The 11859-nt window shown below is 62.4% G+C and carries 11 protein-coding genes; 7 read left to right on the forward strand and 4 right to left on the reverse strand.

The features are described from left to right. Positions 1-30: 30 nt before the first annotated feature. Positions 31-606 (reverse strand): LemA family protein, encoded by a 576-nt coding sequence (locus AC3A35_RS17420; protein ID WP_487437460.1) that lies wholly within the window; start codon positions 604-606, stop codon positions 31-33. 177 nt (positions 607-783) lie between these two features. Next, positions 784-1644 carry an HDOD domain-containing protein gene (locus AC3A35_RS17425; protein ID WP_487437461.1) on the reverse strand — a complete coding sequence of 287 codons (861 nt, stop codon included), beginning with the start codon at positions 1642-1644 and terminating at the stop codon, positions 784-786. Positions 1645-1825: 181 nt separating this feature from the next. Here AC3A35_RS17425 and AC3A35_RS17430 point away from each other — a divergent pair, with 181 nt between their 5' ends. From AC3A35_RS17430 to AC3A35_RS17440, 3 genes are all read left to right on the forward strand, one after another. Continuing rightward, positions 1826-2821 carry an oxidoreductase gene (locus tag AC3A35_RS17430; protein WP_487437462.1) on the forward strand — a complete coding sequence of 332 codons (996 nt, stop codon included), beginning with the start codon at positions 1826-1828 and terminating at the stop codon, positions 2819-2821. Positions 2822-2843: 22 nt separating this feature from the next. Further along, positions 2844-4037 (forward strand): GGDEF domain-containing response regulator, encoded by a 1194-nt coding sequence (locus tag AC3A35_RS17435; protein WP_487437463.1) that lies wholly within the window; start codon positions 2844-2846, stop codon positions 4035-4037. Between the two features lie 86 nt (positions 4038-4123). Next, a complete protein-coding gene (locus AC3A35_RS17440) occupies positions 4124-6022 on the forward strand; it encodes a propionate--CoA ligase (protein ID WP_487437464.1) in 1899 nt (632 codons plus the stop codon). Between the two features lie 45 nt (positions 6023-6067). On the opposite strand, the gene AC3A35_RS17445 is transcribed toward AC3A35_RS17440, so the two are convergent. Further along, positions 6068-6874 carry a PEP-CTERM/exosortase system-associated acyltransferase gene (locus AC3A35_RS17445; RefSeq protein WP_487437465.1) on the reverse strand — a complete coding sequence of 269 codons (807 nt, stop codon included), beginning with the start codon at positions 6872-6874 and terminating at the stop codon, positions 6068-6070. A 361-nt stretch (positions 6875-7235) separates the two neighbouring features. Between AC3A35_RS17445 and AC3A35_RS17450 the strand changes: the two genes are divergently transcribed. From AC3A35_RS17450 to AC3A35_RS17460, 3 genes are all read left to right on the forward strand, one after another. Further along, complete coding sequence (locus AC3A35_RS17450; protein WP_487437466.1) at positions 7236-8030, forward strand: methyltransferase domain-containing protein; 795 nt, start codon at positions 7236-7238, stop codon at positions 8028-8030. 25 nt (positions 8031-8055) lie between these two features. Further along, positions 8056-8778, forward strand: a complete 723-nt coding sequence (locus tag AC3A35_RS17455) for a PEP-CTERM/exosortase system-associated acyltransferase (RefSeq protein ID WP_487437467.1) — start codon at positions 8056-8058, stop codon at positions 8776-8778. Positions 8779-8936: 158 nt separating this feature from the next. Beyond that, complete coding sequence (locus AC3A35_RS17460; protein WP_487437468.1) at positions 8937-9725, forward strand: PEP-CTERM/exosortase system-associated acyltransferase; 789 nt, start codon at positions 8937-8939, stop codon at positions 9723-9725. A gap of 111 nt (positions 9726-9836) precedes the next feature. Here the strand turns inward: AC3A35_RS17460 and AC3A35_RS17465 are convergent, their stop codons facing one another. After that, on the reverse strand, positions 9837-10637 hold the full coding sequence (locus AC3A35_RS17465; protein WP_487437469.1) for a PEP-CTERM sorting domain-containing protein: 801 nt from the start codon (positions 10635-10637) through the stop codon (positions 9837-9839). Positions 10638-10878: 241 nt separating this feature from the next. Between AC3A35_RS17465 and AC3A35_RS17470 the strand changes: the two genes are divergently transcribed. Then, the gene (locus AC3A35_RS17470) at positions 10879-11790 is read left to right on the forward strand and encodes a ThiF family adenylyltransferase (RefSeq protein ID WP_487437470.1); all 912 of its coding nucleotides are present in this window, start codon (positions 10879-10881) and stop codon (positions 11788-11790) included. Positions 11791-11859 lie beyond the last annotated feature (69 nt).

Here is an 11859-nt window from a genome sequence, read left to right on the forward strand (position 1 = left end):
CTCGAGTATCAGCGTACGGCCGGACAACGCTCAGGCACTGAACAGTGCCTTCATGTCGACATCCGCCTTTTCGGTGCTGGCAAATACGAGCAGGGGCTGGGCGAGGAACTGGAACAGACGTGCCACGACGAGGTCGGGAAACTGCTCGATGCGCACGTTATGCACGTTGACCGATTCGTTGTACCACTCGCGACGGTCGGCAATCGCATTCTCGAGCGCGGTGATACGGCTCTGCAGCTGCATGAAATGCTCGTTGGCCTTGAGTTCGGGGTAAGCCTCGGCCACCGCGAAGATCTGCCCCAGACCCATGCGCAACATGCCTTCCGCGGCTCCGAGGGCCGGCACGTCGTGCCTTTCGCGTGCGCTCGACACGCGTGCCCGCGCTTCGGTGACGCGGGCCAGGGTTTCCTGCTCGAACTGCTTGTACTGACGGCAGACTTCCACCAGTTTGGGGAGTTCGTCATGGCGCTGCTTGAGGAGCACGTCGATATTGGCCCAGGCCTTGGCTACGTTGTGCTTGAGCCGGATCAGGCCGTTATAGACGACAACGCCGTACAGCAGGGCGATCACGATCACCCCCAGAAAAACGGAACTTGAAATGCTCATTCACAGGCTCCCTTGGCATCACTGCATTCTTATGCTCGCCATCGTATAACAAGCGCTTGCGCGCGGCATATGCGTTTCTCGTCCGAAACAGGATGAGCGGAGTGGGTGTCGGCCTGGTCTGCGCCGGCGGACCGTCGCGATACCGCTGCGCGGACCCGTGTTCGCCTGTGTGTTCGTTTACAGGCTATCCGGCGGCAGGAAGCGGGCCAGCGCTTCGTCCGGCGCGCCGAGGCGCCGCAACAGGTACTCCGGCGAGACGTGGAGCAGGGTGCTGATGGCGGCGATGTCGTCAGGCAAGGCTGCGTCGTTCCAACCCCGTGCCACGTGCCGGGCAAAATCGGTTGCCAGCGTGATCGTGCGGATTCGCGGGTGATCGAGCTGGTTTTCGTCGAGCAGTTGCACCAGCAGCTCTGGCATCTTCCACGCCCGGATCAGTGCGAGCTGGATTTCGCGGGCGGTGGTGCCGAACACCTCGCGCTGGGCGATCGCACTGCGCAAGTTGTGATCCGCCTGCTGCATGGCATGAACACGCTGGGTCAGTTCGGGAGCGAAAATCCAGCACACGATGTCGGTCGCTTCGCGCAACAGGGTCGCAACGGTAATCTCATCGACATCGAGGTCGTGGCGGATCACCGCCCAGTCGCGCGCATATTTTGCCGCTTTGCGAGCCCGGCCAATGACTTTCAGCACCCCGATCAGTGCCTTGGGATGCGCCGCCAGCGCCTCCTCGACCGTGGGGAGATCCTTGAAGGCTTCGAAGAAGGGCTGTATGCCCATCATGATGATGGCGCGGTCGATGGTGGTGATATCGTGATTCTGCGAGTCGCGCCGGTGAGTCTCGAGATGGCTGAGCAGGCGCATCGTCATCAATGGGTCGCTCAATACGACGCTGGCGATGCGCTTGCCACTGACATTGTCGATCTCTTCGCGCATGGCCTCGAATTCGCGCACCGTATGACGCAGCACAGGGAGTTTCTGGTGCGAGAAGAACTCGACGTAGGCGTCGACCGAGGAGAGCGGCTTGGTCAGCAGGGCCATGGCAGGTCTTTCATGAGGTTGCGTCGTTTTGATTATCTGCCGTGCCGGCGCTGAATAAAAGCAGATCCTTTGCGTTGCCGCCAAAGGGAGAGTCGCCTGTTTTCGTTATAATTGGTCGGAATTGCACCCCGAGGCCAGCGTCGGTTGGCGAGTGCACCCTTCCCAAGAGGAGCCCCCCGAGATGAATCCCTTCAAGGCCTTCGTGATCAGCCAGGACGAGAACCGGAAAGTGGCCGGTACGCTGACCACGCTCGATCCCGGGCAGCTCGACGGCGGAGAGGTCTTGATCAAAGTTCATTACTCGAGCATCAATTACAAGGATGCACTCGCGGCAACGGGCGCGGGCAAGATCATTCGGCGCTTTCCCTGTGTGGGTGGAATCGATCTTTCGGGCGAAGTGATCGAGAGTGCCGATCCGCGCTTCAGGACCGGTGACAAGGTCATTGCCACCAGTTTCGATATCGGTGTTGCGCACCACGGCGGTTATGCCGAGTTTGCGCGGGTGCCGGCGGCCTGGGTGGTGCCGCTGCCGGCCGGACTGGACCTGCTCGAAGCCATGGCATTGGGCACCGCAGGGTTTACCGCGGCGCTGGGGGTGGTACGGATGGAGGACAACGGCCTGGCACCGGCCAACGGTCCGGTGGTCGTGACCGGCGCCACCGGCGGCGTGGGTGGCCTGGCAATCGACATGATGGCCCGGCTCGGCTATCACGTGGTGGCGCTGACCGGCAAGGCGTCGGAGCGCGACTACCTGACCGGACTCGGCGCAGCCGAGATCCTGCTGCGCACCGAGGTCGATTTCGACAAGACCCGGCCGCTCGAGGCGGCGCGCTGGGCCGGTGCGGTGGACAACGTCGGTGGCAAGATCCTGCACTGGGTGCTGGCCACGATGAAGCAGGCCGGCACGGTGGCGAGCATCGGCAATGCCGCCAGCTTCGAGCTCGACACTACGGTTTTCCCGTTCATCCTGCGCGGCGTCAGCCTGCTCGGCATCGATTCCGGTTACATGGGATTTCCGACCCGACAGCGGGTATGGGAGCGACTGGCCAGCGACCTCAAGCCGCGTCATCTGGCCGAAGTGACCCGCGTGATCGAGTTCGACGCCCTGCCGGGTGCCTTTCCCGCCTTCATCGAAGGGCAGGTGAAGGGTCGAACGGTCGTCCGTATCTGCGCCTGATATCCGACTGTACGAGCCGATCATGAATCCCGACGACATCTTGCCAACACCCAAGGTCCTGGTCGTCGACGATTCGCGCATGGTGCGGGCCACCATCATCAAGCACATCCGCGGCCGTTTCGAGGTGCGCGAGGAGGCCGACGGCGAGGCGGGCTGGGAGGCGCTGCTGGTCGATCCGGCAATCCAGCTGGTGCTGACCGATATCGGCATGCCGCGCCTCGACGGCTTCGGGCTGTTGCAGCGCATTCGCGGGTCGAAGGTCCATCGGGTGCACGACATTCCGGTGGTGATCATTTCCGGTGACGAGGACGACGCGGCGCGCGAGCACGCGCTCAAGCTCGGCGCCAACGATTTCGTCGCCAAGGGCGCCAGCGGTACCGAACTGATCGCGCGCCTCGAGTCGCTGGTGCGTCTGGTCCACGCGAAGCGCGAGCTGGAAGAGAGCCGCGCGGCGCTGGCCACCCAAAGCCCGGTCGATCCGGCGTCGGGTCTGGCGACGTCTTCCTACCTGAATCGGCACGCCGAACAGGAGATGGCACTTGCCCGTCGTCGTCAGGGCGATATCTCGGTCATGGTGATCGATATCGACCATTACGGGCAGCTCGTCGAATGGCATGGTGCCCGTGTGGCCGAGCTGATCACCCGCAAGCTGTCGAAGATCCTGAGCACCAAGGTGCGTACCGAGGATACCGTCACCCAGCTGGCGCCGTCACGCTTCGGGGTGCTGTCGCCAAGCACCGATCTGTTCGGATGCTGCGCCTTTGCGTTGCGTCTGCAGCGCGCGATGGAAAAGCTGGTGATGACCTATCGCGACGAACGGATTCGCATCAGCGTCACCATCGGCGTGGCCAGTTCCGCGGTGGACGGCATGCAGACCGTGGGGCATCTGATCGAAACGGCCGCAGGCCGGGCGCAGCGCGGCATTGCCGCGGGTGGCAACCGGGTCGTGGCCGACAAGGGCGAGGTCGATCAGGCGATGGTCGACCGCTTCTTGAAACAGGCAGTCAGCATTGATCATGCGCTGCTTCAACTCCGGAGCGGAGCTGCCGACGAGGTGGCCGAGCGACTGCCGGAGGTCATTGCCACACTGCTTCCCCTGCTCGAATTGCTGGAGTCCCGGCTGCATTGCGGGCTTCCGCTCGAGCGACTCAAAAAATACGACAAGGGGCTGGCGTTCGGCAGTGACGATCCGGAGGGAACCCAAACCTCCGTTTGAGCTGTATCGGTGCCGCAACCAGCGGGAATATCTTTCCGGGAGTCGCGGCAAGTCATTTGCAATACAGGGAAACCAGAAGGGAGAGGATGCTGATGACCACGTACAACGAATTTCACCGTCGTTCCATCGAAGACCGTGACGGGTTCTGGGCCGAACAGGCGCAGCTCGTGCACTGGAACAAGCCCGCCGAGCAGGTGTGCGACTTTAGCAAGCCGCCATTTGTGAAGTGGTTCAAGGGTGGCGAAACCAATCTGTGCTACAACGCCGTCGATCGTCATGCCGCAAAGCGGCCGGGCGATCGTGCGCTGATTTATATCTCGACCGAAACCAACGAGGAAAAGGTCTATTCCTTCGCCGAGCTGCAGCGCGAGGTCGAGCGCATGGCGGCGATCTACCAGGATCTCGGAGTCAAGCGCGGCGACCGCGTGCTGATCTACATGCCGATGGTCGCCGAGGCTGCTTTCGCGATGCTGGCCTGCGCCCGTATCGGCGCGATCCACTCGGTGGTATTCGGCGGTTTTGCCGCCGGTTCGCTTGCTACCCGCATCGACGATGCCAGGCCGGTGTTGATGGTCAGTTCGGATGCCGGCATGCGCAACGGCAAGCCGGTGCCCTACAAGCACCTTGTCGATGAGGCCTGCAAGCTCGCCGAGTTTCCGCCGGCCAAGGTGCTGATCATCGATCGCGGTCTCGACAAGGGCTTCCCTAGGGTCGAAGGGCGCGATGTCGATTACGCCGAACTGCGCGCAAAACACCTCGATGCGCAGGTGCCGGTGACCTGGCTGGAGTCGTCCGAGCCGAGCTACATCCTGTACACCTCCGGCACCACCGGCAAGCCCAAGGGCGTGCAGCGCGATACCGGCGGCTATTCCGTGGCGCTGACTGCGTCGATGAAGCACATCTTCACCGGTGGCGAGGGCGAGACCATGTTCTCCACCTCGGACATCGGCTGGGTGGTCGGCCACAGCTACATCATCTACGGCCCGCTGCTCGCCGGCATGGCCACGGTGATGTACGAAGGCACGCCGCTGCGTCCGGATGCCGGCATCTGGTGGCAGATCGTCGAAAAGTACAAGGTCACGGTCATGTTCTCGGCGCCGACCGCGGTGCGCGTGCTCAAGAAGCAGGATCCCGCCTTCCTCAAGAAGTACGATCTGTCCTCGCTCAAGCACCTGTTCCTCGCCGGCGAGCCGCTGGACGAGACCTCGCACCAGTGGATCATGGAAGAACTGGGCATCCCGGTGATCGACAACTACTGGCAGACCGAGAGCGGCTGGCCGATGCTCGCGATCTGCCGTGGGGTGGATGACAGCCCGATCAAGCTCGGCTCGCCGGCTTTTCCGGTGTACGGCTACGACATGCGGATTTTCCGTGAGGATGGCAGCGAATGCGGCGCCAACGAGAAGGGCATCGTCGGCATCATTCCGCCGCTGCCGCCGGGCTGCCTGTCTACCGTGTGGGGCCAGGACGACCGGTTCGTGTCCACCTACTTCAGCCTGTTTACCGAGCCGGTGGTGTATTCGTCGTCCGACTGGGGGATCAAGGACGACAAGGGCTACTACACCATCCTCGGACGCATGGATGACGTGATCAACGTCGCCGGCCACCGTCTTGGTACTCGCGAGATCGAGGAGGCGGTGCAGACCCATCCTGCGATCGCCGAAGTCGCCGTGGTCGGGGTGCACGACGATCTCAAGGGGCAGATGCCGATGGCCTTCGCCGTGGTGAAGGACGCGAGCACCGTCGACACCGCCGAGAAGCGCACCGCGCTGGAAAAGGAAGTGATGAAAAAGGTGGACGAGAGCCTGGGCGCGATCGCCCGTCCGGGTCGGGTCCATTTCATCAGCGGCTTGCCCAAGACCCGTTCCGGCAAGATGCTGCGCCGTTCGATTCAGGCACTGGCCGAAGGTCGCGACGCTGGCGACCTGACCACCATCGACGATCCGAGCACGCTGGATCAGATCAAGGCGGCGATCGCAGGCTGATCGCCATTCGCAGTCGGATCGAGGGCCCGCGCGAGCGGGCTTTTTTTATACCGGTGCCGAGCGAGTGGTCATCGGCGCCGACTCGGCAGCTCGTGCCGGGGCAAGGGTATTCCCCTCGAAGCCGCGCTCGATCTCTTCGCACACCACGCGCCAGAGGGGCCTCAGGAGTTGCCGCATGTCGCGGATGATCGTGGGCACGTCCATCATCGACGGCACTCTCTGGCCGCGATGCGACACTGGCTGTCCAATCTGCCGAATACCGACTCCGAGGTGGCCGAAATGGGTGGCCAGCCTGGGCTCGGTCAGCACGAAAAGCGTCTCGATGCCGCTGCGGGAAGCCAATGCAACCGCGCCGAGATAGAGGCTGACCGGCACGTAGGGGAAGCGCGGCTGGTTCTGCGTACCGTAGTCCCCGACATCGATGCCGAGTTGCTGGCGTGCTTCACCCTTGCGCCGCCGGAAGGCCGCGACAACCGCGAGTCGGGAGACTTCGGCGATCCGGTCGCGCGGCAAGCGGGCAGGATCGATGATGGACCGGTCGAGCGTCGATTCACAGGTCTGTTCGAATGGCAGCAGGTAGTCGGGTTCGTGCGGTCGGGTCAGGATCAACCTCGTGCAGCCCACTGCCGAAGGCGGCTGAGTCGCCGTGCGCAGCAGGCAATGGAGGCTGTTGCGGTCGTGCTCGTCGGTTTCCCTGCAGTCCGGACGTTCGGACTCGAATTTCAGATCCTCGCAATACACTTGGTGGCGCACCTCGAACACGGCATCACGCTGCGCATCCGTAAGCGCGGGCTCGACCGTGAAGTACTTGCGAAATCCATGGCCCAGGTTGGTATTGTCGAAAACGTGCATGCGCATCTCTCGCAAATGGAGGGTCTTTCGGGTCGTCACCGTTCATGGACATGCGATCGTCTCATGCACCAAGGATGAATCCGCAATCATGTTCTCACAAGCTGTGATCGACGCACACATATCCCTATGCGGAATGGTCGATTCGCCCCGCATTTTCCGAGCATTCCCATGCGTGCATTATGCGGCGCCGAGGCCTAAAATGAAGCCAGTTGGACTTGCCTCAAGAAGCACGCGAAAACAGCCGATAAGGGAACATGTACGTCGGTAGATGGCCATTGGTGTCGATCACGCGGCCCGCATCGACGGAGCAGTCTCCACTCGCGTACGCTCGGCTCACCACAACCATGAAAGTGCCCAAGCCATGAGTACCGGTTCATACAATTTCGAATCCCTGAACGACGCCGACTTCCAGACCGAGCGCCTGCTGCAGCAGTCGCAGGCCGTTCGTGGCATGGAGGCGGGTATCCTGCGTGCAGCAGGCATCCAGGCCGGGCACGATGTGCTTGAAGTCGGCTGCGGCCCCGGTTTTGTTTCCGATCTGCTCGCCGAACTCGCGCCGCAAGGCAGTCTGCACGCAGTGGAGCCCAGTCCGACCTTGCTGGCCCAGGTCGAGGCCAACGTGCGACACAAGCCGGCGGGCGGACTATTCATGCATCAGGCCTTCGGTGATGCCTTGCCGCTGGCCGACGCCTGCATCGATTTCTCCTACTCGCGCTTCGTGCTGCAGCATGTCCCCCGTCCCCAGGCCGTGGTCCGGGAGGTCCATCGTGTCATGCGCCCGGGCGGCCGCTTCTGCGCGGTGGATTCGGACGATGGACTGGTGATCTTCCATCCGGAGGAGCCGCGCGTGAACGAGGTGTTGCGCACGGCGCAATCGATCCAGGCGGGGCAGGGGGGGGATCGTTTCATTGGCCGCAAGCTTCAGGGCATGATGGGCGAGGCGGGATTCGTCAACGTGAAAAGCCGCATCCTGGCGCTCACCAGCAGCGAACTGCCGTTTCCGGTGCTGTTCAATATCCTGCTGGGTTACAAGGTTTCGCTGTTGGGCGACGCGATCGACATGGGCAAGCTGTTCGACGATCTGTCGGCCGATGTGGCCGCCGGCCGCCGGATGGTCGCTGCCGGTGTCTTCATCGTATCCGGGGAAAAAGCATGATTCATCTACGCTATCGGGGCTGAGCATGGAAACCACTTACTTTCGTTTCGAGGAAGTCCTGCCCGGGACCCCTGCCTATGAGCGCTATCTCGAGGCCCGTTACGAGATCTTCTGCGCGGAACTGGGACGGGTCGAGGTGGCGGGCACGGTATCGAGCAATGGCAAGCCGATCGAGACCGACCAGTACGACGCCTTCAGTCGACACTTCATGGCCTGTCACAAGTCTACCGATACCGTCGCCGGTTTCGTGCGCGTCATCCTGCCGAGCCAGATCGGACTCAACGTGACCCCGCGCTACGTCATCGACCGTCCGCTGCCCTATCCCGATGCCACCGACGATCGGATCGGCGAGATTTCCCGAATGGCGCTCGCCGCACACTTCCGGCGCCGGCATTCCGATCAGGGAAAACCAGTCCATGGCGACCCTGAAAGCGAGATGTCGAAGCAGCCGGAAGGCCTGCGCCGGCATCAGCCCGAACTGGTGCTCGGCATGTATCGCGAGGTCTACCAGCTATGCAGGCAGAAGGGTATCGACTACTGCGTGGCGGCCATGGACAGTCACTTCAGCCGGCTGTTGGTCGCGCTCGGATTCCCCTTTGTACCGGTCGGCCCGGTAAACGAGAACGTGGCGCCGCCGCGCCGGGTGTTCCTGATCAGCGCCGAAGAGATGGAGCGCAGTCTTGGTGAGCGCGAGGCCGACATCCTCAGTTTCATGAAGGCGCCACGGGATGCCGCCGCAGCGGCGTAACACGTTTGATCGCATTGCGAGTGTGATAATTGTCACAAACACATTTACATTTCAGGCAAAATGCAGCGGCACAGCTTGGGGTATCTTCCGTGACTTGAGACTCGGAGCAGTTCTGCTCGGAGCGACAATTGTGTGCAGACACGCAGGGGAGAGTGTCGATGGTGCTGCAAAACTACGAATATGTAATCGTGAGTCCGGGAACCGGAGCCTATCAGGAGTACCTTTCCCTGCGGCACGAGGTGTTCTGCGAGGAACTCAAACGCGTTACGCCGAACCGCCGACGAACCGATGGACGTGCTATCGAAAGCGACGACTACGACGTGCATAGTCTGCACGTGCTGTGCCGCTCGCTGGAAACCGGTGCGGCGGTGGGGTGTTCCCGGCTTATCCTGCCTGGGCCGAATGGCCTCAATGTCAGTGCGCGCTACAAGCTCGCGCATCATCCCGAAGTGGCGCCTGCGCGGGTCGGTGAGATCGGTCGGCTGGCGTTGTCATCGAGCTTGCGGCGGCATCGCAGCGAAGCGTCGGTCGCCGGCCGATCCGCCTGGCCAGCAGATAAAACAAGGGAGGCGGCGCGTGGCGCCGTCAAGCGCGACGGCCCTACGGTTGCGCTGGGTCTGTACCGGGAGATCTTCGGTCTGGCCAGTTGCTACGGCATCACCCATTGTTATGCGGCGATGGAGCCTGCCTTGGCCCGTCTGCTGAACCGCCTCGGCTTTCCATTCCATGAGGCCGGCCCATTGAATGCGGAAGTGAGCCCGGCGCGCCAACCGTATGTGATCGGCGCTCAGGCGGCGCGCGCGGGGCTTGCCAGTCGGAATTCCTGCCTCTACCGGTTCATGTTCGGGCGACACGAGCCTGAGGCGGAGCCCTTGGCGCCCTCCGCTGCCTGGCCGGTTTCCGGTGGAGCGTCGTATCGCGCCGGTGTCGTCCGGCTTGCTTACTGACGTCATTCGTCGGCAGTACCGGGGCGTCGGCAGAACCTCTTCGATTCAACGCGTGGCGGGCGAAAAAAAACCGCACAGTTTCCTGTGCGGTTTTTCGACGGCCCGAATGGATCAGGCGGCTGCCTTCATGCGACGGGCCGCGCCGAGGCCGACCAGACCGATACCGAGCAGGGCGAGCACGCCGGGTTCGGGTACGCGGTTGAATTCGACACTGCCGTTCAGTTCGCTGGTGCGAGTGAAGGTGCCGTCGCCGTTGTCGACCGGATCAGCGACCGGGTCAACGTTGGTGTCGAAGCGCATGTTGATCGCGACCACCAGGTTGCTCCAGTCGGTCCCGTCGGCAAAGAACCAGGTGCCCGGATCGGCGAAGGTGACGGTGGCGAAGATGATCGCGTTGCCGACGGTGCCGGCACTGCCGAAGACTTCGAGGGTCAGGAGTTCCGACGGGACACCGAGCACGTCGCCGAACACATGGATGGTACCCGAGGTGTATGCAGCGAGAATGCCGATCGGGCTGATGCTATTGTCAACGATCGCAACCTGGCCCGTCAGGTCGTTATATTCGAATTCCATCGCGTGCGTGACACCCACGCCTTCGTTGTTCTCGGCGCCGGTAATCGCTGTGCCGTTCTCGGCCAGATATCCGGTTACGGAGCCAAACCCGCTGTCCACCACCGCGTCACCCACCGACACGTCGCCACTGAGGTCAGTGTCGGTATAGGTGGAGGTGGCGTTGATATCGACGGCCAGCTGAAAGATGTTGGCGGTTGTACCATCGGTGCCGAGTACTACGGACCCGATCTGGCCCGAGTCAAAATTATCGACGTCAATGTAGAAGGCCTCTGCAAATGCAGCGCCCGACATGAACATTGTGGAAGCAGCGAGTGCTCCGATAAGCTTCTTGACTTTCATGGTTGTTACTCCTTGTTGAGGGGTATCGGACACTTACGTGATGAACCTTGGCAAACATAAAGCATTCGCCGTGCCAGTCTGAAAAGTTGTTCAAAAACAATTGGATGGTAGTGATCTCTGGTTGTGATGCACGGTGAGTGTAAAAAAAGCCGACATTCCCGATCGAGGCGAGCGGCGTCCACGCGACGCCAGCTCCGGACCGACACCGATTTAGCGCTTGTCATGGGCGATGGTCTGCGAAATGATGACGGTCTCGCACCTGCTGCCGGAGATCCCGAAATTGACCGCGTTCGACTACCACGTAGCCTTCAGCCGCAACCTCGGCGTTGTCAGCGCCGATGAGCACGCCCGTCTGCGCAATGCCACCGTGGCCATCGCCGGCATGGGTGGCGTGGGGGGGCGCTACCTGATCAGTCTGGTGCGCGCCGGGGTAGGGGGCTTCCATCTGGCCGAGTTCGACGAGTTCGAGCTGGCGAACTTCAACCGCCAGTACGGCGCCAATACCGCGACCATAGGCCGGAGCAAGCTGGAGGTGATGGTCGAGTACGCGCTTCAGATCAACCCCGACCTGCGCATCACCACCTTCGCCGACGGTATCAACACGGGCAACATCGACGCCTTCCTGTCCGGGGTCGATCTGGTGGTGGATGCGGTCGATGCCTTCGCGGTCGACATCCACCCCTTGCTGATCAACGCCGCGACGGCGCGTGGCCTCATAACGATCGCAGCGGTGCCGCTGGGGCTGGGGGCGGGCGTGCTCGCATTCGGACCGCAGGGGATGTCCTACGCGGACTATTTCGCGATCACGTCCGGCATGAGCGAGGAGGAGAAGATCGTGCAGTTCGTGCTCGGCTTCGCGCCCGAGATGTATCACCTCAAGTATCTCGATCCGAAGTCGATCAACCTGAAGGCACGGAAGGGGCCGAGCTCGGTGGCCGGCTGCGAGCTGTGCGCGGGCTTCATCACCACCCAGGCGCTGATTGCCTTGCTGCACCCCGAGGCGCTCCGCTGTGTGCCCTGGTATACCTATCTGGATGCGCGCCTCGGGCGCTTCCGCCATCGCCGTTTGTGGATGGGCAACCGCAATCCGGTGCAGCGCCTGAAGAGCTATGTGGCAAAGAAGCGCCTGGAGAAGCTGGGCTCCCACGGCTGACTGCCGGTGGCCGACGCATCCGGGCGGTCTTGCCCGGGTGCGGTAGAATTGCCCACCGACGAAGTTTGG

This window comes from Azoarcus sp. Soil_N_20, from assembly GCF_057656155.1.